Here is a 22,056-nt window from a genome sequence, read left to right on the forward strand (position 1 = left end):
ATGCTTGTTAAAAATTTAAGTTTAAACCGAATGTATAAATCGCTGGAACAGGATAAGTTCCGTTGTCTACTCCAAATGAAGTCGTACTTCCGCCAATCTCAGGGGTAAAGCCAGTATTTTTTGAGAATGTAGCGACGTTTTGTGCATTCAAAAACAATCGCAGATTTTGAAGACGCATTTTATTCAATGTTTCAGAAGGGAAGGAGTAGCCTAAAGTAATATCACGAATTCTGAAGAAACTTCCATCTTCAATAAAGTAAGTAGAATATTGTCTATTTACTGATCGGCCTTCATGAAGTATAGGCTCCCAGTTAGAGGTTCCTTCACCATTCCAACGTCCTAGACGGTCTGTAAGAAAATTGAACGTTGCAAATTGGTTTTGATTCCAAGTACGCAGAATTTCGTTGCCATGTACACCTTGGAATTCTATGCCTAAATCAAAATTTTTGTAGGAAGATGAAAGAGAAATTCCATAGAAAAAGTCTGGCGTAGGATTACCAATCATGGTTCTATCTTGCGTATTGATTACGCCATTATTATCTATATCTCTATATTTGATATCTCCTGGTAAAAAGGCTCCTCCGCCTAATCCATTTGTAGCATATTGATTAATTTCAGATTGATTTTGGAAAATACCATCGTGAACATATCCCCAGAAGTAACCAATAGGAAAACCAGCTACCGTACGAGATGCACCGCTTATAATATCGTAACCGTCTGTAGATAGTTTAACTACATTATTTTTAATAGTAGTAATGTTAGCTCCGATGGAGAGGTTCCAGTTTTCGGATAGACTTTGCTGCCAAGTAGCAGCTGCTTCAATACCTTTATTTTGGATAGTTCCTAGATTACTTAATCCAGGTTTACTTCCCAAAATACCAGGTACGCGAACTAAAATATCTTCTGTATTCTTATTGTAATACACTGCTTCGACACTTAGCTTATTCTGAATAGCATTAAATTCAAAACCTGCTTCCCAGCTTTTCACGACTTCCCAATGTAAATTTGCATCAGGAATATACTCTGCTTCATACGCAGGAACTAAATTATCTCCAAATACGGCAGAGTTGCCAGGTACCATCAGCGGGTACATCGGATACCAATTACCTCCTACATTTTGATTTCCTAAAGAAGCCCAAGATCCCTTTAGTTTCAGGTTGTTGATGGATTCTACATTTTGCATAAAGCCTTCTTCGCTCAGCACCCAAGCAGCACCGATAGAATAGAAATTTTGCCAAGGTTTGCCATTTTTCGCAAAGGCAGAGCTTCCATCTCTTCTGAAAGAGGTATTTATTAAATATCTTCCATCATAATTGTACAAAGCCCTTGCTAACCAGGACAAAGTTCGGTATTCTGAGGCTGTACTGTTACCAGTAGTGGTAGCAGGATCTCCTATATTTACGTACCAATAATCTGGATCATTTGGAATTTCAATTCCTTCGCCTTGCGTTCTACGTGCTGTGGTAGCTTCATTACCTTGTAAATAAGTTGTAAAACCGCCCATTAAGGTGAGGTTGTGTTTTCCGAACGTGTTTCTATAGTTTAACAACCAATCTGTTTGGTATTTATAATGTGTGTTTTGTTCGTGATTAACGGAAGTCAATTGATTGCCAATACGTTCTGATTTATTTTCACCTTGAATATCAGGGTTGTAAACCGAGACTAATCCTTGGTAAGTCCTTAAATTATTAAATCCATAATCAGCAGATAAGTTTACCCTAAAATTGAAATGTTCTAGAAAATCAACTTCCGCGTACCAATTAGCTAAAGCTCTATAATTGATTCCAATGTATGTATTTTTTCTTTCCTCAATATCTACAAGGGGATTATTAACCTGTGCACGTTGGAAGTCAGGTAAAGTATGATAAAGACCATATTGATCGTTGAATATCGGAGCATTTGGAGCTGCAAGGATAGATCCAAATACATTACGTTCTTGTGGTAGGCGAGCGCGGTAACCATTGATGACTATACCTGTTTTAAAATTGTCTGTTAATCTTACCTCATCATTAATGTTTAACGTTATTTGGCTATGCTTCTCATGGTTAATTATTCCTTCGTCTGTAGAATATCCTAACCCTAAACGAAATGAATTCCGTTCTGTCGCTCCACTAACACTAAGATTATTGTAATTGAGAATAGCATTTCTGAATATTTCATCCTGCCAATCGGTATTGCCAGTCCAATTACTGTAGTTATAAGGTGCATCACCCTGATTAGCTCGCTGCTCATCGTACAATTCCTTGAATTGCGCAGCGTTTGCCATGTTCATACGCTTTGCCACATTTTTCATCCCTACACGCGTATTGAACTCAAAATTCAATTGTCCTGATTTAGCGCGTTTGGTGGTAATAGCGATAACTCCATTTGCTCCTCTAACCCCGAAAATAGCTAAACTCGATGGATCCCGTAGTACTTCCATGCTTTCGATATCAGAAGGATTCAGGAAATTGATGTTGTCATTTAACAACCCATCGACCACATACAACGGTTTAGCACCATTGATGGAATTCGTTCCCCGAATACGAATGTCTGGTTCTTGCCCTGGTCTACCCGAATTGGTCACTTGTAAACCTGGAACTTTACCTTGCAAATTAGCGATAGGATTTGTTCCTGGTCTATCCACGATGTCTTCGCCTTTTATTTGTGTGATGGATCCCGTTAAATCTCTCTTCCGAGCCGTACCATATCCGATGACAACTACTTCTTCAAGCGCATTGTCATCACTGACCAAAAACACATCAATTTGACTTTGATTTCCAACAACAATATCTTGTGGCTGATAACCAATGAAAGTGAATGTTAAGGTATCTCCCGCTGCAGCTACAATAGAATATTGTCCTACAGCATTCGTTTGTACCGCTGTCGCTTTGCTTTTTATAGAGACAGTAACACCAGGTATAGTTACTAAAGATTCTTCATCTTTTACTATCCCCGTAATCGTATTTTGCGCATTAACTGAATTAGCATAGAGCAAAATCATGAACAAAGTAAATATATACCTCATATTATTTTGGTTTATAAAGTTTATGTTTATTAGTTTGGTAGTTTTGTAAAGTGATTAGCCTTCAATTAAGCCTAACTTTATGTTAGTGTTCTACACAGTATACTTTGTATAACAAATAAGTGAAATTTTCGTTTGATGGAAGAAGAGAATTTCTTTGTTTGAGGAGGAGGGGGAAATAAAAAACGGAATATGTTTGGCATATCCCGTCTTTATTTATGTGAAAAGTATACTATCCTTTTCTCAAATATTTTGTAAGAATTACGATAGTTTGACCATCGATTTTTCCTTCGATATACTCTGTGTTATTCGGGTCAAGGCGGATATTTTTTACCACTGTTCCTAATTTAGCGTTAACAGAAGAACCTTTTACATCTAATGTTTTGATCAACACCACCGTGTCACCTTCGTATAAGCGCGTTCCGTTAGAATCCTGGTGGAACTCTACCGTTGCTTCTGCTTCGTGATCACCTGTTTTCTTAGCCCACTCTAAATTTTCTTCTTCCAAATATAAGATGTCTAAGTTGTCAATAGCCCAGCTTTCGTTGCGTAAGCGACTTAAGATTCTCCATGCTACTACTTGTACAGGAGCATGCTCCGACCACATGGTCTCACTCAAAACTTTCCAATGTTCAGGATCAATTTGTTCTGTCTTTTCGATTTGAGATTTACAAGTTTGACATACATAAATACTATTATCAGCATTCACGATAGACACTGGAGGAACTTCATAAACACTCAAATTGGATATGCTGTTGCACAATTCACATTTGCTTCCGCTTCTTTCTTGAAGTTGTTTTTCTAAACTCATATAGGTTAATTAAAAAACCAAAAATACGAAATATCGTTCATATTACCTTTATCAAGTGTTTTACTTAAGTTATTTTCGATTTTGGTAAGGAATTTGTTAAATTCAATAAACTTAAAATCAAATTTGAAATATGAAATGGCAAGGAGGCCGCAAAGGAGGCAACATCGAAGATAGACGAGGTATGTCTGGCGGTAAAAAATTAGCTTTAGGTGGTGTAGGTGGAGTTATAGTGTTGTTGATTAGTCTTTTTATGGGCGGAGATCCCGGTCAATTATTAGAGCAAATGCAGGGTGGTGCATTAACCACTGAGCAAGGAGAATATCAATCTACACCTGAAGAAGACAGACTGATGGAATTTTCGGAGATAGTACTGACCAGTACAGATGAAGTATGGACACATGTTTTCAAACAAGGAGGACAACAATATAAAAAACCTACCTTAGCTGTATACTCGCAGGCTACGGAAACAGGAGGCTGTGGAGTGGGGCAGTCTTCTTTTGGGCCATTTTATTGTCCTGGAGATAATACAGTCTATTTAGATTTGAGCTTTAATCGAGAATTGAGTTCTAAGTTTGGTGCTAAAGGTGAATTTGCTTTGGCGTATGTTATTGCGCATGAGGTAGGACATCATATTCAAAATCTTACTGGTGTTTTGAGTCAGACAAATGCAATGCGTGCAAAAATGAGTGAGCGCGAATACAATAAGATATCCGTGATGACGGAATTGCAGGCAGATTTTTATGCGGGCGTGTGGGCACACTATTTGAATAAGCTTACTAGTATAGAAATTACGTACGATGATATATTAGATGGTATGCGTGCTGCTGCTGCGGTGGGAGATGATCATATTCAAGAACAAACTTATGGTCACTCTAATCCAGAATCTTTTACCCACGGCACCTCCGAACAGCGTATGTACTGGTTTAAGAAAGGTTATGAAACTGGCGATATTAATGCAGGAAACACCTTTAATGATCCAAGTTTAAGATAATATTAAAATCCCTTTGTAGTACGACAAAGGGATTTTTTTACACCCCTTTCGAAATATCTACTGGTAATTTTACCCTAGGAAACCAGTTATTCCATTTGATATATCCCAAAAATAAAAAGGACCATCTTTTATAAAATAAAGAAATAGTCACTTCTTATTATAAAATGGGTTAAAACGTGCTTTCCAATTTTTTCGAAATATTCATTTGCGACAGAAAATTGTTCAACATGGAAAGCATCTTGACTACAAATAACTTGTTTATTTCTAAATGATTATCGATAGTTTAATGACTTCAATTTAGGATAAGATGTTTATGCAACAAAAGTAACAAATGCGTTATTTTGCATTTTTATTATTTAAAATCTGCATTATTTAACATATTTTCGCGTTATTATGCGTTTTTTGAAAATATTTGTAATCGTGCAGATTCTTTTTTATTCAGAATCATCCTTTGCACAGAAAAGTTCTTTACCAATACATTGGCATCATAGTAATAGCGATCAAGGTTATTTTGGAGTTAACACAAATCAAGCTTATGAATATATCAGCAATCAGAAACTCAGCTTGAAACCTGTAGTAGTAGCTGTTATAGATGGCGATTTAGATACCAATCATGAAGATTTAAAATCCAATTTGTGGGTTTATACCAAACCAAATAAACATTATCCTGAGGCAGTAAACGGCTGGAACTTCTTAGGAACGAGCAACAATACTCATATCACAAAAGTAGGTACAGAGGCTTTTCGTGAATATAAACGTCTACGTCCCAAATATGAAAATACTAAAATTTCGGATTGGAAGAAGAAACAGGATATTGCTGAATTCAACTATTTCTTGCAGGTAAAAAAAGATGCTAAAATCCAGGGCTACCTTAATTTCTTTCCAATAATCAAATTAACTTACGAAGCATTTCGTTTGACGGATTCTACAATCAAAGCACAAAATTTGGATGGATCAGCTTTATCGATAAAAGATTTAGCAAACTTAAAATCTGATGCTACTACGCAAGAATATATTGAAGCAGCTAGACGTTCTTCCTTTCGCTATGCAGAAACGACGAAGTGGAACGATTTATATGCTTTTCAGGTACAGGAATATCAAACAGCTGTAAAGCGAATTGAGAGTTTGGATGATCAATCGAATCCTAGATATACCATAGGCGATAACATTAAATCATTAGGTGATAAATATTATGGTAATGCGGTGTTGGTGGATTCAAATAGCTTCCATGGTACATTCGTTGGTGGGCTAATTGCTGCTGATCGTCATAATGAAATTGGAATAAATGGTATTGCTGATAATGCTAAATTGATGGGGATTCGTGCAGTTCCGGACGGAGATGAATTTGATAAAGATATTGCTTTGTCTATTCGCTTTGCTGTGGATTATGGTGCAAATATCATTAACATGAGCTTTGGTAAATATTATTCGCCAAATAGCAAATGGGTAACTGACGCAATTAAATATGCCATGCGCAAGAATGTAATTGTTGTTCAAGCTGCTGGTAATGACAATAAGAATTTAGACACAATCAATAGTTATCCGATCAAACCTGCGAAAATCGAGAAAACTAAAAATTCATACTTACGTATTGGCGCTTCCACAAGTGAAGGAACAAAAGCTTCTTTTTCTAACTATGGCAGCAAAGAGGTTGATTTTTTTGCGCCAGGCGAGAAAGTGACTTCTACATCTACATTTGATCAATATAAAACGGCGAACGGAACTTCATTCTCCGCGCCTATAGTTTCAGGTGTGGCTGCTTTAGTTTGGGGAGTTTATCCTGAATTAAAAGCTTACGAAGTTGTAGAGATTTTGAAACGTTCAGCTGCTAAAAATCATGTAGCGGGTCTTCAGAATTATGCGGTTACGCCAGGAATCGTAGATGCTTACCAAGCATTATTAATTGCTTATGAATATGTTAAGAAATAGTTCGCTAGCCTTTATTTTATTTGGTTTTGTTTCTGTGTACGGGCAGACATTGCCTGTCAAGTCTAAGTATGAATCTTCGAGTCAACTTATTACGAATAACAGTATTAACGTAAACTGGAAAAGCTCAGCTGCCTATTATGTGTGGACAGCAGGTGAAGACAAGGTTTTGTATAAAATAGATTTAAGAAGCAAAAAGAAAACCAAGATTACTGACGAGAATACATTAAAATCACTTCTTCAAAAAGGAAACTTCGGTACTGCTACGGAAATTGAAAAGTGGAATTTGTACAGTTATCAGGTAGATGATAAACAAACTTCTTTGTCTTTTAAATTCAAAGGATCGAATATTATCTATTCCTTTCAACAAAAAATCCTTAAGCAAGAAGAAGTAAAAACTTCCTCTAATAAAGGGGGATATAAAGCTCCTTCAGCTGAATATTGGAAGAAATTTAATGCTGATAGCACGAAGTATATTTTTGGTAAAGGTCATCAGTTGTATTTGTTTGATGTTAAGGCTAATAAAGAGTATAAATTATCATGTGATGGTGAGCCTTATTTCTCTTACAATAGTAATAATACGGCGGATAATGATACGACAAAGATTGTTAGTACAAGCGCTATTTGGTTAGGAGATAATGTCTTAGCTTGGCGTGAAGATAAGCGCATGATCGGGGAAATGGCAGTAATTAATAGCCTATCCAATCCTCGTCCAACTATTCGCACGTATAAATTTCCTATGCCGGGTGACTCTACCACAATAGGGTACGATGTCAAAATTTGGAATACATCAAATCGTGAGGCAAAAACGATTAAAGTTACCGAAGAAAAAGATCAGCGTATTATTCTTGCTGGACAGCTTGTCAATGGAAGAACCTATTTGTGGGCAGATCGTTTAGGTACTAATACGTCTTACACTTACTTCCTAAGACGCTCTCGTTCGAATGAGAAAGTAGAATTGTGCCGTTTGGATTTCAATACAGGAAACGTAAAAGTATTGATTACTGAATCTACATTACCGCATGTAAATGAGCAATTGTTTAATGTAAAGATTTTCAATTCGGATAAAGATATTTTGTATTGGTCTGAGCGCACCGGATTTGGTCAGTACTATCATTATGACAATACTGGTAAATTGTTGAACAAAATTGGTCCAAAGGGAGACTATGTGGTTAGCAAAATTGTTGAATTGGATACAGCCAAGAGAGAATTGTTCTTGGAAGTATACGGTTATTCCAAAACTGTAAATCCATATTACAAGCAATATATCAAGGCGTATTTGGATAATGAAAAAGGTGTTTTATTGACCCCAGAGGCTGCTAATAATCAAATCGAGTTTTCAGACGATAAAAAATACATCTTAAATACATATTCTACAGCTAATTCGCCGAGTACGCACGTTATTCGCGACACAAATGGAAAGTTGATAAGTACACTTGGTCAAGCGAATATCGACAAGCTAATAACTATCGGTTGGTCTGCGCCAGAACAAATTCAGCTAAATGCTGCGGACGATTCGACAATGTTGTACGGACTTTTGTACAAGCCATCGAACTTTGATCCAACAAGAAAATACCCCATTATTACTTCGGTATATCCAGGACCACAAGAGGATTTTGTACCGCAATCTTTCTCTGTAGATGACAACAACCATCAATCCTTTGCGGATTTAGGATTTTTAGTGGTTCAAGTTCCATCGAGAGGTTCTTCACCTTACAGAGGATTGAAATTCCACGGATATAGTCATGGCAATATGCGCGACTATCCCTTAGCAGATAACAAAAAGACTATAGAAGATTTGGCGAAAGAAAGACCTTATATCAATCTGGATAAAGTAGGAATCTTTGGGCACTCAGGCGGTGGTTTTATGACAGCGACGGCCATGATGACTTATCCAGACTTTTACAAAGTTGGTGTTGCCGCTTCGGGTAATTATGATCCAAACATTTATACCCAATGGTGGGGTGAAACTTATCATGGGATAAATACAACGAATAAGCCAAACTACATTCCTACGACAGCAGAATTAGCGCCTAATCTAAAAGGAAAACTTTTGCTCATTACGGGTGACGTAGATACTAATGTACATCCGGCTAATACGTTCCGTTTGGCAAATGCTTTAATCAAGGCAAATAAGTTTTTTGATATGATGGTTTTGCCTGGAAAAGATCACGGTTTGGGGGATTGGTATTACCAATCGTTAATAGCGAATTATTTTTTATTACACCTAAAATAAATAATGTTAAGAAAATTTAAGTACAAATTTCTTATACCTAATCTTTGGTTGTTACCAGCTTTGGGAGGAACATTAACTGTTACTCCTTTAGGTATTTATGCGCAGTCATCTAATCAGCAACTAAATGTTTCGGGGTATGTGACTGACGAATTTAATAATGCCATTGGTGGTGCAACAATTACACTTGCCAATGGAAAGCAGGTCATGACAAATAATGAAGGTTATTTTGAAATTAAAGCTGCCAAAGGAGAGAAGTTCAAGGTGTCTTTTATTACGATGATACCTCAAGAACTGACGGTTCAGAATGAAAAACCTATACGTATTCGTCTTCTGGCGTATGACATCAATGTCGGTGAAGTGGTGGTAACTGGTTATAATACCACGACGACAAGACGTACTACAGGTTCAGTAGCTGTAGTAGATGGGGAATTGTTGAAAGATCAACCTTTGTTCAACGTCGATAAATTATTGCAAGGTAAGGTAGCGGGGGTAATCATCAAATCATTGTCTGGAAGACCGGGAGAATCTGCTGAAATCCGCATCCGTGGTACAAATACGATTACGGGTAATGCGGAGCCATTATGGGTAGTCGACGGTGTACCTTTACAAAAAGATATTCCTACTATCAGCTCTTCACAAATAAAAGCAGGAGATTTCAATGCTATTTTCTCCGGAGGTATAGCAGGAATCAATGCAAATGATATTGAAAGTGTTACGGTATTGAAAGATGCTTCTGCGGCAGCAATCTATGGTTCAAGAGCTGCTGGAGGTGTAATCGTAGTAACGACTAAACGTGGTAAAGCTGGGCGTATGCAAACTACATATTCCAATTATTTTTCGATGAATGCCAAACCTCAACGTTCGTTAGGTTTGATGAATTCTTCGGAAAAAATTGCTTGGGAGAAAGAATTGTGGGATAGATATTCGCAGCAAGGATTCTTGAATAGCACACATTATCCGAAACTAGGCTTGGTGGGTTTAGTTAGAGGAGGTGTAGGAGAGTTTGCAGGTCTAACGCCCGATCAACAAGAAGCTATTCTCCAAGAAGCTACATTGACAAGCACGGATTGGTTTGATGAATTGTTCCAAAATTCTTGGTCTCAAAATCATTATTTAAGTTTTTCTGGAGGTAATGAAAGAAACCGATATTACATTTCTACGGGTTATGGAAACAATAATGGTTTAGTGCAAAAGACATTGCACGACCGATATAATATTGCTTCTAAATTAGATATTACACCAAATGACCGTTTGCAAATCGGGGTGAATTTGGACTTCACGGGTCAAAAGTCTAAATCTCCTTCTGTAAATCAGGATTTATTCCGTTACGCTTATTTCGCGAATCCGTACGAAAAGCCCTATAATGAAGATGGAAGCTATAGAGCGGATCGTACATTTTATAGTTTGAAAGAAGCTAATGGAGGAGGTTATGATATTTATACACCACCAAATGGTTTTAATATACTGCGCGAAATCAACGAAACCTCTAATGTTTCGGACAACTATTCTGGATCGGTAACGACTAACTTAAGATATAAGATTTCGAATCTATTCTCCTTTTCGGGAATGGGATCATATTCTTATACGAATAATCAATCGGACAACGTTAATGGTAAAAATTCCAATGCAGCTTTCCGAGATAGATTAAGTTTCGATGGTTATTTGTCTACAAGAACCTATTCCTCGATCACACAAACATCATCGGTAAACAACAGTTACATGTTGCGTGGACAATTTGAAGTTGGAAACTTCCTAAAAGGCAACAATCGTATATCTGCCTTAGTGGGTTCTGAAATTCGTTCACAACGTGCTAAATCTGTTTTTAGTAAGCGCTATGGCTACGATGAGGTAACCGGAAATGCATCTATGCCTGTTCCTCCAAAAATCAATGACCTGGTTAATTATAACGACTTAATAAATTATGCAGCGATTGTGGATGCCTTATCGGGACAAACACGTACAGAAGATGCTTTTGCTTCTTTTTATTTCTCGGCTGACTATAATTACAATCGTAAATATACCTTAAGTCTGACGGCAAGAACAGATGGTTCCAATAATTTTGGTTCCGATCAACAGTTCAATCCGACATGGTCTGCAGGTTTTTCTTGGAATGTAGATGAAGAAAATTTCTTTGAAACAATAAAACCTGTAGTCAATAGATTTACGATCAAAGCGGCTACAGGGTATACAGGTAATGTCAATCGTCAGGTATCTCCGCAATTGATTATGGATTATTTGACATCATTCCGTAAAACGTATGATGATTACTACCGTATTGGTGTAATTAGCAATGCGCCAAACAAGAATTTGCGTTGGGAAAAGACACAGGATAATAAAATTGCAGCTGATTTTGGATTATTCAAAAATAGAATTAGCGGTTTAGTAGAATATTATACGAGAACAAGTACGGACTTAGTAACATCATTGGCTGTTCCTTCAACTACTGGTTTTACTTCCCAACGTTACAATACCTCTAAAGTACAAAATTCAGGTATAGAGTTCTCGTTGAATGGTACAATAATCAAAAAGAAAGATTTTACTTGGTCAGCTTCCGCTAACGCAGCTCATAACAGTAACAAACTGTTAAAATTCTCGACGCCAACGGGCACGGCAAATACCACAGCTGGTCAGCAAGAAGGTTATCCGTTGAACAGTATTTTCACTGGAAAAGTGATAGGTATTGATCCAGCAACGGGTATTTACAAATATCAGTTACGTCCAGATGCAGTTATCACTTCGAATGCTGATTTGCGCGATGCAGCTAATTACGTGTTCTATGTAGGAACTTCTGATGCGCCATTAACTGGTGGTTTTAGCACTTCAGTTTCCTATAAACAATGGACAATGTCTGTTGGTGGAAACTTTACATTGAATAGCAAAATTGTGGATGAAGTTAATCCGCAAACGAATTACAGTACCATTTCTACGACAAATTCTGATGCGCGTGAAACCATTCCTACAAGTTACAATGATTTATATTTGCACCATTTGAATATTCCTAGAGATCGTGCACAAGTGTGGTTCCAAGATAATCCTTCAATAAGTGACTATCCGCGTTTGATCGACCATTTCGCTGCACCTATTGGACTATCCATGACTAATCCTACGAGCAGTACCATCACGAGAGCTTCTATGTTGAAAGACGTGTCATACCTACGTGTGGGTTCAATTCATATTGGCTATAATTTGAAAGATGAGGTAGTTAAGAAAATAAGATTAAGTAGTATGGGCTTTAATTTTTCTACTTCGAATTTATTCACCATTACAAATTATGATGGTATCGATCCAGAAACTCCTGGAGCAGTGTATCCATTGACACGTTCATTTTCATTTGGTCTAAATATTGGTTTTTAATATGAGAAAAATATGTATGCTGGCTTTAGCAGTTTTACTTTTCAGTAGTTGTGATAACTACTTAGAAGTAAAAACTTATGGTAAAGCTATTCCTAAAAGTTCTGAAGAATTTGCTTCTATTCTTCACAAACATCTTAACAGTATCGATAATGGAGAAGATCATGTATTGATAGAAAATGCTTCTGCTTTAGTCGCTATTGAATCCATTACAGATAATTTCAATGCTACGTTGACACAACCAGGGGGGAGTACCTTGCAAATGTATATCGGTGGTCAGCTAAGCAATAAGCAAACACGTTACCAAAAATTATATGAGGTCATTCGTGATGCCAACATCATTATCAATAACCTGCCTTCGGTACAATCTGCTGAAGAAAAGAATGTGATGGGTACAGCTTACACGATGCGTGCAATAGCTTATTTCTTTTTATTACGTGATTTTTGTGAGCCATTTGCAGATGATACACAATTAGGTGTGCCTATCGTAGTCGATTTTGATATGGAAGAACGCCCCATACGTGCTTCATATGGTGCCGTGAAATCTTTAATTGAAAGTGATTTTGATAAAGCATTGAGCTATGATATTTCAGATGAAATCTACCGATACACCGAGGATGTAATTAAAGCTTATTATGCAAAATATTATTTCTGGACTAAGCAATGGCAAAAAGCAATTGACTTGTCAGCTGAAATTGTCGACCGTCATCCATTGGTAAAAGGTTTAGAATATGCTTCCATGATCCAATCTCAAAATAATAAAGAAGCGAATGTCTTGTTACGTTCTTATTTATTCTCATTTAGCACTTCTGCAGAATTTATCAACAGCCAAGCTGTGATTAAGAATCGTCCATTAAGCAAAGACTTTGTGGAAGCTTTCACGGAGAAAGGAAATGATGTACGGTATGCCATCACGACAAATAGCAAACGCGTAAATCAAAAGCTATTTGTAGGAAAGGTGCGTTCAGCAGAATTTGTGTTGGTCTTAGCAGAAGCAAACGCGCATTTGGGGAATACGGACGAAGCTTTAAAATGGCTAAACATTTTACGTCAAAACCGCATAACTAACTTCCAACCTTACACGTTGGCAACCTTGCCAACTGAAACTTCTTCTGGAAACATTAAAGTAGATGTGAATGGAAAACCGTTGACACCTTTAATTACGGCTATTCTAAATGAAAGAAGAAAAGAATTGCATGGTGAAGGTGATCGTTTCTACGAGTTAAAAAGAAACGGTAGACCAGAATTTTGGGTAGCCAACAACGGTCTTAAATACACTACTAAAAAATACATGTACACCTTTCCATTGCCTCGCCGCGACGTGGAATTAACACCTGGACTCATTCAAAATGAAGGATATGAATTTTAATAAAATATTGAAATGTGTCGCTGTTTTAGGATGCGTTACGATCCTATCAGCATGTGAAAAACCAAATGAAGTTCCTCCGCCATCGGAGACTTTTATTCGGGAATACAGAGCGCCAGATCCTGTTTTTCTATCGGAAGAAGAACGTGAATTGGTGAATCAACAACGTGAAGAATACAATAAACTATAATTAATAATTTTATGAAAACTAAATTTTCAGCCATTTTATTGGCATTTGTAGCCGTTGCGACTTTATTGACGTCGTGCTCGAAAGATGAAACCGTGCAGTTACCTGTTGTTGCTTTTGCAAAAGAGGTGTATGGTTTAGATTTCAACAATGAAGCGGTAGTAAAAGTGGTTTCTACAGCACCATTCGCAAACAATCAATCTGTTGATTTTACAGTTTCTGGTGGTTTGGTAGAAGGTGTGGACTACACGCTTTCCGCTAAAAAATTCACTTTTGCTAATGGTAGCAACGAAGCAACTGTCGTGGTGAAATTTTTAAAATCTATTACAGAAGACACAAAGCTTGATCTTACATTGGCTCCTGCGTCTTTTGCTACTTTAGGTTTGTCAAAAGCTTCAGTTGGTGTGGATATTTCCAACACTGTAATCTACTCTTTTGACAAAGAAAACTACACTATGACGCAATCTTCGGATGTGGTATTGCAATTGAGCAAAATTTCAGGTGCATACACTACAGAAGAAGCATTAACTTTTGAAGTAGAAGTAGATCCTTCATCTACAGCGGTAGAAGGTGAGCACTTCAAATTCAGCAATGGTAAAACAATCACTATTCCTGCTGGGCAAAGCAAAGGAACTTTGAAATTGGATTTAATCAAACAAGAGGCTGGTAAAGAGCAAGTAGTATTAAAATTAAAACAAGTTCCTTTCATCTTGAAACCAGGTAACTTTGATAAAGCTTCAGTAGTAATTTTCGGTAGCCTATACGATAAATTAGTAGGTGAGTGGAAATACGCAGCTTTCACAAACGAAGATTGGTGGAAAACAATGAATAACTTCGGTGTGGATGATTTAACGAAATTAGCTAAAGGTGCTGCTACTGACAAATTAGTCTTCAACGAAGAAGGTTTGACAACAGCCTTGACAAGTGACCTTAAAAATTATTTTAGAGATTCTAAATTAATCAATTTAGGTGAGGTTGCTGAAAGATTACAAGAAGAGGCTGGATACCCAAGAGTTCAAATGTTGGTAGTCAAAGCTTTGGCAAATGTGAAATTCTCGGCTACGAATGTAGCAGAACGCGAAGCGCAAATTGGTTTCCGTGTTTTTACTACAAATGACGGTGTAGAAACTTTAGAAGTAACTATCTTTGATTTCGAACCAACTGATTTCTTGAAAAACACGTACGATATATACAAATCATTTGGTGACAGCCCAGCTATGCGTTTCGCACCATTACGTTACCACTTTACAAAAGTAAAATAAGCTAAGGTTTTAACTTAGAAAAATAAAAGGCAGAACTCATGTTCTGCCTTTTTTTATAAACTATCAAGTATTTAATGTCAATTCTAACTTAACTTGGTAGGTTTCTTCATCCGATTGGATGTCTAAAGCATACTTATTAGGATATAATAGATTAAGTCTTTCTTTCACATTATTCATACCTATACCACCTGAGTTTTTTCGCGTTGTTTTATATGGATTTTTAATATTCTTTACAGTCAATGTAAGTACATTCGTAGTGCTTAATGTCGCTTGAATATCAATCGAAACAGGGGAGATGTCGACTCTACCATGTTTGAAAGCATTTTCAATAAAAGGTATCAAAACCATAGGTGCTATCTTCAATTGATTATCCTTGTTGATATTGAAATTATAATGAATATTTTGTTGATACTTCAGGTAATCTTCTGCGTTCTAGTTCGAGGTAACTTTTAATATAATCTAGTTCTTTATCTATAGTAACATATTTTTGGTCACTTTCATAAAGCATATAGCGCATCATTTCGGACAAATCCATAATGATGTCTGCCGTGGTATTGTCTTTATTTATTTTAGCGCTAGCATACGCTGTATTCAGTACATTAAATAGAAAATGTGGATTGATCTGACTCTTTAGGAATTTGATTTGTGTCTTTAAATTTTCTTGAATCAATAGTTGATTTTTACGTTCGTTATTCAACCATAAGATCGTTAATCCAATTAATGAGCCGGCAAGTAAATAGATGAAGTTTGCTGCGAAGTTTATTATCACAATTTCAAGAAAGAAATTGAGGTCTTTAGTTTCTATTGGAATAAAAATATAATCTACAAGACATTCAATCGCTGTAATAAAAAGGTATATCGCTAAAAGCTGTAAGATTGATTTTCCTAAAGTATCATATTTGAAGTTTCGAGGAATCCAATAATGTACAATACCATGAAATAACAATGCATTCATCAGCATCCCGAAAAATAGTATTCCTTTGAAATTACTATGTTCGTGATCTATTTTTCCAATGGTATTAAATTGGGTAATAACGATGTAATAAAGCCCTAACCAAAAACAAATTATAAAAAATATCCTCAATATGTTTTTCATATTTCAAAGATATAGCTTAATTGTTAATGGTCAGTCTGTTGCGGGAAGTTTTTTATTGAAATTTAATAAGCTTTTTTTAACGTTGAAGAATTGGCGATGTGGTGGTATTCTGTGTTCCGTCCGCTGTTGCCGCTGTTAATTAAAGCTACAGAAGCCTATTGTTAATTCTGCTGCTAGGCTCTATTCGTCTGCCGAAACAGAAGCTGAATAGAGAACAAAAAGTTGAGAGTATATTCGTCAACCCGCCATATTGCCAATGCACTGTTGTAGGCATTTACTCGTCATCAAGAGGTCCAATGAAACTCAAAATATTTAAGGTATCATGAATTTTTCTAAGCAAAGGTCTGTCCGCATGAGTTCTGAAAGCCTTGACTATATCACTCACTTCTTTAACTTGATTTGGGCTTATATAACTGCTTCTTGCTAGCGTGTCAAAAGAAACAAGAATCGAATATTTAGTGTAGAGCTGTGAAGCGTATTTTGCAATGCTAATAAGCAAATCCAAGCCTGTTTCGTTAGGCTTAAGTTGAACCGAGTATGACAGTGCTAATAACATTCCTTCAGAATGGTGATTAGATAGTAACTCATCTTTTGGTAGATTATTTCGAACTATTATTTCTCCCATTTTTCTACCTAGTTCTGCCTTCAGCTTCAACCTTTCACTATAATCGGGAACACTAGTTTTGGAGATGTAGTTGTCTGCAAGCTCCAATAAAATATCTTTCTGAGTATTATTAGTGCACTCGGTGACAGTATTCTCAGAGTTTTTTAAATCAACGGCAAGCTTTACATCTTCAATTCTTTCTCTGGCGGAGAAGAGTTCAAGTTGCGTATTTTCAATTTTTTGCTTGCTCTCTTGCGCTGTTTTTTCAGCCTTCTTAGCAGCTTCTAATATTCTCTCTCCAATTGTAGTGATAAATCTTCGAGAGAAAATTGAAGCGATTAAGCAGAAACCAGCAAATATCAAGTAGTCATTGTTGTCTTGACTACTAACAAGATTGCTGGAAATCATTTTGAGAAATGCAGGGACTAATAAGCCGCACCGATACCTAATAGAATATATTTAAGCTTTGCGAGTTTATCCTTTCCATCCTTCTCGTGAGTATCAAAATTATGCAAGTAGTTGAGGTAACCGCCGAACTAACCGCTGGCAACCATAATGCCAATGATTATAAATAAGTGGGTGTCCATTTTGCAGTCCATGTTTAGTTGATTTAGAATAGTTTGTCAATTGCCTACAACAATTGGTTTTACGAAAACTAATATACAAAAATGCTTCGCTAAATCATCCTTATAGTAGTATTTCATTTATAACTATTGTATATTATTAGTTTTCACATATTTATTTTGTTTCTATTTCACATATAGCGAACAAAATAATTGTTTAATCAGCTGTAGAGTTTTGTGTAGCGAAACTATACTTTCTTGAGTTGTTAATTAAACTAGTTGTTTAATCTTTATTGTTAAACAATAGCGTAGATGGAGCTGTAAATCTACTGCACTAACAAATTACAACCTCTAATATCTGCATTGTCGAATCTGCCTAGGATTTCAAAAGATTGGTCGGGGTATATTTTGCCTAAATCTTGTGTAGCTATAAAGGAACAAGAATGTATATTCGCTAAATCAATGACATTAATAGCTCCCGTATTGCTGTTTGGGATTAAGGTCAGCGGGTCGTTGGTGTCACGGATTAATATCTTCATCCATTTTGGGGTTTGGAAGAGACCTTGACCTTTAGAGTAACCTTGTGACAATAGTTCGGTCATGCCGTATTCGGAGTGAATAGCGGATACACCAAAACCAGTACAAAGAATATGATGCAGTTCTTCGCGAATCATTTCTTTGCGTTTTCCTTTCATACCGCCCGTTTCCATAACGATTAATTCAGGAAAGTCGACTTTGTATTTCTCAACAAAATCCAATAGGGCATAGGTGACACCTATTAATAATGTCTTTGTGCCTTTGGCTTGTAATTGTTGCAAAGTCGCATACAGTTCATCGTGATTATACAGGAAGTAATTGCTTTCGGGCTGTTGCGAGGCTTGAATCAAATCATTCACCATATAGATTAACGAAGAACCTTCACGTTCTAAGTAGGATGGAAGCAACGCTAATACTGCAATATCTTTGATACTACCATAGAACTGTTCAAAAGCTTTACGAAAGCTCATTTCATACCATTCCAAGTCGTACACATGGTGCTGACTGTTGATCATTCCTGTAGTACCCGAACTGGTAAAAGTAATTTGTGGCATACTATCTAGCGTCGACACCTTTTGTGTTTTGAAGAATTGAATCGGTAGAAAAGGAATTTCACTATAATGGCTGATAGCTGAAGTGTCTATATGCAGATTGCGTACATATTGTTGGTAGACTTTATTGTTTTCAAATTGATATTGGAAAACTTCTAAGGCAACACGATTGAAATCTTCTTCATTCTGAATAGAAAAAACACTTTCTTTAGCTATCATAGTGTGCAAATATAAGCATAAAAAAAGCGTCTCAAATTACTCGAGACGCTTCCAATCGTTTTATTACAATAATATTTTATTATACCATACCACCATCTACTGACAATGTTTGTCCTGTGATGTATGATGATAAGTCAGAAGCTAAGAATAAACAAGCATTCGCGATATCGTCTGTAGAACCCGCACGTTTCAATGGAATACCAGCTTCCCAACCTGCTACTACTTTCGGATCTAATACGTCAGTCATTTCTGTACGGATAAATCCTGGAGCAATCACGTTTGCACGGATATTACGAGAACCTAATTCTTTAGCTACCGATTTAGTGAAACCGATGATACCTGCTTTAGAAGCTGCATAGTTCGCTTGACCTGCATTACCTTGGATACCAACCACCGAAGACATATTAATAAATGAACCTTTACGGTTTTTCATCATAACTTTAGAAGCAGCTTTCGTTACGTTGAAGATAGATTTCAAGTTTACATTGATCACATCATCCCAGTTTTCTTCTGTCATACGCATCAAAAGACCATCTTTTGTAATACCTGCATTATTAACGACGATATCGATAGTGCTAAAATCAGCAACGATGTCATTAATTAATTTTTCTGCTTCATCAAATTTTGAAGCATCTGAGCGATAACCCACGACTTTAGTACCGAAAGCTTGTAGTTCTTGCTCCAAAGCTTGACCTTTTTCTACAGATGAAAGGTATGTGAAAGCCACATTAGCGCCGTGTTGAGCAAATACTTCTGCGATTTTACGACCGATTCCCTTAGAAGCACCGGTTACTAAAGCTGTTTTTCCCTCTAATAATTTCATATAGCAATTTTTATAGTTTCAATTTTACCTCTGATGAAGATTCCTTCATTTTGGAGTTAAAAACAAAAATACACAAATTTTGAAATTGTAGTAATTTATTAAAAAATGACAGTGAATTTCATTTCCGAACCAAGATTGACTTTTTGTTAAAAAATTTCAAACTATATGAGTATAAATTGACAAAATCATTCGTTAGAAAGATTTATGAATGTTAATTTTGTTGGAATTAATACTAGTCATGGGCAAGAAAAAACAAAAATCAGAAGTTGATGTAGTGCTAATTGGTGGGGGTATCATGAGTGCTACTCTAGGTACATTGATCAATGAGTTAAATCCTGATATTAATATTGAGATTTTAGAGCGTTTGGACGTTGTAGCAGCTGAAAGTTCGGATGCATGGAATAATGCAGGAACAGGTCACTCTGCTTTATGTGAATTGAACTATACGCCTCAACAAGCTGATGGTTCAGTAAAAATTGATAAAGCCATCAAAATTGCAGAACAATTCGAGATTTCGAAACAATTTTGGGCATATTTGGTTGAAAAAAGGGTTATTCAAAATCCTGAACACTTCATTCGCAAAGTGCCTCATATGAGTGCGGTATTTGGCGAGAATGACGTGAAATTCTTAAAAACACGTTACGAAGCATTGACTAAACAAACGTTGTTCAAAGGTATGGAATATACGGAAGACAAGACGTTGTTAGAGCAATGGGTTCCATTAATGATGCAAGGTAGAACAGGTAATGAACCTATCGCTGCTACAAAAATGGATATCGGTACGGATGTGAATTTCGGTGCATTGACTAGAGATTTAATTAAGCATCTTTCTACAAAGAAAAACATTAATATTTCGGTTAATCAAGAAGTAAAAGATATCGATCGTGAAGATGATGGCTGTTGGGAAGTAGAAGTAAAAGACCTTAAAACTGGTGATAAACGCGAAATCAAAGCGAAATTTGTATTCATCGGTGCAGGTGGTCACTCTTTATTATTGTTAGAAAAATCAGGTATTCCTGAAGCTAATGGTTACGGTGGTTTCCCTGTAGGTGGTCAATGGTTGAGATGTACAAATGAAGAAATCATCAAACAACACCAAGCGAAAGTATACGGTAAAGCATCTGTAGGTGCTCCTCCGATGTCTGTACCTCACTTGGATACACGTTATATCGATGGTAAACAAGCATTATTGTTCGGTCCTTATGCAGGATTCTCCACTAAATTCCTGAAACAAGGTTCATTCTTCGATTTACCAGCTTCTATTAAGTTGTCAAACATCAAACCGATGTTGTCAGCAGGTTTGGACAACTTAGATTTAACTAAATATTTGATTACGGAGGTGATGAAAAAACCAAAAGACAAATTAGAGTCTTTGAAACAATTCATGCCTACAGCAAAAATGGAAGACTGGGTTATCGAAAAAGCAGGTCAACGTGTACAGGTTATTAAAAAAGATCCTAAACATGGTGGTGTGTTAGAATTCGGAACAGAAGTCGTTTCAAGTGCAGATGGTTCTATCGCTGCTTTATTAGGTGCTTCTCCTGGTGCTTCGACTTCAGTGGCTATCATGATTCAATTATTGAAAAAATGTTTCCCTGAAAGAGCCAAATCAACAGAATACAAAAATAAACTTCGTGAGATGATTCCTTCTTGGGGTCAATCATTGAATGACAATCCAGAACTTTGTGCGCAAGTTCGCGAGCATTCGCAACGCGTATTGAAAATGGATTAATATATAAGTAAAGAAACTTATGGGGTGCTAGAGTAGAGCCGTAAGGCTCTACTTTTTAAGCTGAGATTATACCCAATTCCGTCTATCGGAAGGAACCTGATCCAGGTAATGCTGGCGTAGGGATTAATTTCTAAAAGCTATCAAAGCATTTCCGTAAGTGTAGTTTTAAATTATTTTAACGCACTTAAATGGAAATTATAGACCAAATAATTCAAGCCTTTCAAGCTACTTCGTGGTTAGAAAGATTCTCTGTCCTCTGTGGCATTATCCAAGTATTACTGAGCAAAAACAACAAAGTTTCCAATTACCTTTTTGGAATCTTAGGAATTGTTTCGGGTATGTATGTGCTTTTTGGAGCGAAACTTTATGCGGATATCGCTTTAAATATGTATTATCTCGTCATGAGTATATACGGTTGGTGGTATTGGAAAACCAATAAAGAAGCAAGCGATCAGCCTATTACTTCCTGTTCTTCCCGAGAATGGACAACGGTTATTGGGATTGTTGTAGGTGCTTTTGCGATACTGTATTTCTTTTTAATATACGTGACCGATTCGGATGTGCCTATTTGGGATGCTTGGGTTTCTTGTACGGCTTGGGCAGGTATGTGGTTATTGGCTCGACGCAAAATTGAAAACTGGATTTTGCTCAACATTAGCAATGCTTTTGCTATTCCTTTATTAATTCACAAAGACTTATATTTATTTGCCTTACTTACTACTTTCCTGTTTATTGTAGCCGTTTTTGGTTATTTCAAATGGGCTAGAATTATGAAACTTGAAGCTAAACTTTCTTAA

16 protein-coding genes are annotated in these 22,056 nt (G+C 36.5%); 9 read left to right on the forward strand and 7 right to left on the reverse strand.

Features of this window, described 5'->3' with window-relative positions:
* Positions 1-7: 7 nt before the first annotated feature.
* Positions 8-3,007, reverse strand: coding sequence for a SusC/RagA family TonB-linked outer membrane protein (locus tag H8B04_RS07245; protein WP_190301907.1), 3,000 nt, complete (start codon positions 3,005-3,007; stop codon positions 8-10).
* Positions 3,008-3,236: 229 nt separating this feature from the next.
* Positions 3,237-3,815 (reverse strand): PhnA domain-containing protein, encoded by a 579-nt coding sequence (locus H8B04_RS07250; protein WP_190301908.1) that lies wholly within the window; start codon positions 3,813-3,815, stop codon positions 3,237-3,239.
* A 130-nt stretch (positions 3,816-3,945) separates the two neighbouring features.
* Between H8B04_RS07250 and ypfJ the strand changes: the two genes are divergently transcribed.
* From ypfJ to H8B04_RS07285, 7 genes are all read left to right on the forward strand, one after another.
* Complete coding sequence (gene ypfJ / locus H8B04_RS07255) at positions 3,946-4,806, forward strand: KPN_02809 family neutral zinc metallopeptidase (protein ID WP_190301909.1); 861 nt, start codon at positions 3,946-3,948, stop codon at positions 4,804-4,806.
* A gap of 393 nt (positions 4,807-5,199) precedes the next feature.
* Positions 5,200-6,735, forward strand: coding sequence for a S8 family serine peptidase (locus H8B04_RS07260; protein WP_190301910.1), 1,536 nt, complete (start codon positions 5,200-5,202; stop codon positions 6,733-6,735).
* Positions 6,716-8,968 (forward strand): S9 family peptidase, encoded by a 2,253-nt coding sequence (locus H8B04_RS07265; protein WP_190301911.1) that lies wholly within the window; start codon positions 6,716-6,718, stop codon positions 8,966-8,968. The genes H8B04_RS07260 and H8B04_RS07265 overlap by 20 nt, the downstream gene beginning before the upstream one ends.
* Before the next feature lie 3 nt (positions 8,969-8,971).
* Entirely contained in the window at positions 8,972-12,322 is a 3,351-nt protein-coding gene (locus H8B04_RS07270; protein WP_190301912.1) for a SusC/RagA family TonB-linked outer membrane protein, read from the forward strand.
* Between the two features lies 1 nt (position 12,323).
* The gene (locus tag H8B04_RS07275; RefSeq protein ID WP_190301913.1) at positions 12,324-13,688 is read left to right on the forward strand and encodes a RagB/SusD family nutrient uptake outer membrane protein; all 1,365 of its coding nucleotides are present in this window, start codon (positions 12,324-12,326) and stop codon (positions 13,686-13,688) included.
* Positions 13,678-13,875, forward strand: coding sequence for a hypothetical protein (locus H8B04_RS07280; protein WP_165289780.1), 198 nt, complete (start codon positions 13,678-13,680; stop codon positions 13,873-13,875). The genes H8B04_RS07275 and H8B04_RS07280 overlap by 11 nt, the downstream gene beginning before the upstream one ends.
* 11 nt (positions 13,876-13,886) lie before the next feature.
* Positions 13,887-15,134, forward strand: a complete 1,248-nt coding sequence (locus tag H8B04_RS07285; protein ID WP_190301914.1) for a DUF4843 domain-containing protein — start codon at positions 13,887-13,889, stop codon at positions 15,132-15,134.
* Positions 15,135-15,197: 63 nt separating this feature from the next.
* Here the strand turns inward: H8B04_RS07285 and H8B04_RS07290 are convergent, their stop codons facing one another.
* From H8B04_RS07290 to fabG, 5 genes are all read right to left on the reverse strand, one after another.
* Positions 15,198-15,476, reverse strand: a complete 279-nt coding sequence (locus tag H8B04_RS07290; protein ID WP_190301915.1) for a LytS family sensor histidine kinase — start codon at positions 15,474-15,476, stop codon at positions 15,198-15,200.
* Between the two features lie 46 nt (positions 15,477-15,522).
* Positions 15,523-16,230 carry a histidine kinase gene (locus H8B04_RS07295; protein WP_190301916.1) on the reverse strand — a complete coding sequence of 236 codons (708 nt, stop codon included), beginning with the start codon at positions 16,228-16,230 and terminating at the stop codon, positions 15,523-15,525.
* A gap of 274 nt (positions 16,231-16,504) precedes the next feature.
* On the reverse strand, positions 16,505-17,293 hold the full coding sequence (locus H8B04_RS07300) for a YEATS-associated helix-containing protein (RefSeq protein WP_317170648.1): 789 nt from the start codon (positions 17,291-17,293) through the stop codon (positions 16,505-16,507).
* Positions 17,294-17,723: 430 nt separating this feature from the next.
* A complete protein-coding gene (locus H8B04_RS07305; protein WP_165289776.1) occupies positions 17,724-18,704 on the reverse strand; it encodes a long-chain-fatty-acid--protein ligase in 981 nt (326 codons plus the stop codon).
* Positions 18,705-18,783: 79 nt separating this feature from the next.
* Positions 18,784-19,527 carry a 3-oxoacyl-[acyl-carrier-protein] reductase gene (fabG, locus tag H8B04_RS07310; RefSeq protein WP_165289775.1) on the reverse strand — a complete coding sequence of 248 codons (744 nt, stop codon included), beginning with the start codon at positions 19,525-19,527 and terminating at the stop codon, positions 18,784-18,786.
* Between the two features lie 238 nt (positions 19,528-19,765).
* Here fabG and H8B04_RS07315 point away from each other — a divergent pair, with 238 nt between their 5' ends.
* Together H8B04_RS07315 and pnuC are read left to right on the forward strand one after the other, a co-directional pair.
* On the forward strand, positions 19,766-21,259 hold the full coding sequence (locus H8B04_RS07315; RefSeq protein ID WP_190301918.1) for a malate:quinone oxidoreductase: 1,494 nt from the start codon (positions 19,766-19,768) through the stop codon (positions 21,257-21,259).
* Between the two features lie 188 nt (positions 21,260-21,447).
* On the forward strand, positions 21,448-22,056 hold the full coding sequence (pnuC, locus tag H8B04_RS07320) for a nicotinamide riboside transporter PnuC (RefSeq protein WP_190301919.1): 609 nt from the start codon (positions 21,448-21,450) through the stop codon (positions 22,054-22,056).

Source organism: Sphingobacterium litopenaei, assembly GCF_014692495.1.
GTDB classification, from domain to species: Bacteria; Bacteroidota; Bacteroidia; order Sphingobacteriales; family Sphingobacteriaceae; genus Sphingobacterium; species Sphingobacterium litopenaei.

Excerpts from the sequence above, each read along its gene's own strand:
- H8B04_RS07280 (WP_165289780.1), top strand. The coding sequence starts at position 13,678 with ATGAATTTTAATAAAATATTGAAATGTGTCGCTGTTTTAGGATGCGTT.
- H8B04_RS07270 (WP_190301912.1), top strand. The coding sequence starts at position 8,972 with ATGTTAAGAAAATTTAAGTACAAATTTCTTATACCTAATCTTTGGTTG.
- H8B04_RS07285 (WP_190301914.1), top strand. The coding sequence starts at position 13,887 with ATGAAAACTAAATTTTCAGCCATTTTATTGGCATTTGTAGCCGTTGCG.
- fabG (WP_165289775.1), bottom strand. The coding sequence starts at position 19,527 with ATGAAATTATTAGAGGGAAAAACAGCTTTAGTAACCGGTGCTTCTAAG.
- H8B04_RS07305 (WP_165289776.1), bottom strand. The coding sequence starts at position 18,704 with ATGATAGCTAAAGAAAGTGTTTTTTCTATTCAGAATGAAGAAGATTTC.
- H8B04_RS07260 (WP_190301910.1), top strand. The coding sequence starts at position 5,200 with ATGCGTTTTTTGAAAATATTTGTAATCGTGCAGATTCTTTTTTATTCA.
- H8B04_RS07250 (WP_190301908.1), bottom strand. The coding sequence starts at position 3,815 with ATGAGTTTAGAAAAACAACTTCAAGAAAGAAGCGGAAGCAAATGTGAA.
- H8B04_RS07245 (WP_190301907.1), bottom strand. The coding sequence starts at position 3,007 with ATGAGGTATATATTTACTTTGTTCATGATTTTGCTCTATGCTAATTCA.
- H8B04_RS07315 (WP_190301918.1), top strand. The coding sequence starts at position 19,766 with ATGGGCAAGAAAAAACAAAAATCAGAAGTTGATGTAGTGCTAATTGGT.
- H8B04_RS07295 (WP_190301916.1), bottom strand. The coding sequence starts at position 16,230 with ATGAAAAACATATTGAGGATATTTTTTATAATTTGTTTTTGGTTAGGG.
- ypfJ (WP_190301909.1), top strand. The coding sequence starts at position 3,946 with ATGAAATGGCAAGGAGGCCGCAAAGGAGGCAACATCGAAGATAGACGA.
- pnuC (WP_190301919.1), top strand. The coding sequence starts at position 21,448 with ATGGAAATTATAGACCAAATAATTCAAGCCTTTCAAGCTACTTCGTGG.
- H8B04_RS07275 (WP_190301913.1), top strand. The coding sequence starts at position 12,324 with ATGAGAAAAATATGTATGCTGGCTTTAGCAGTTTTACTTTTCAGTAGT.
- H8B04_RS07265 (WP_190301911.1), top strand. The coding sequence starts at position 6,716 with ATGAATATGTTAAGAAATAGTTCGCTAGCCTTTATTTTATTTGGTTTT.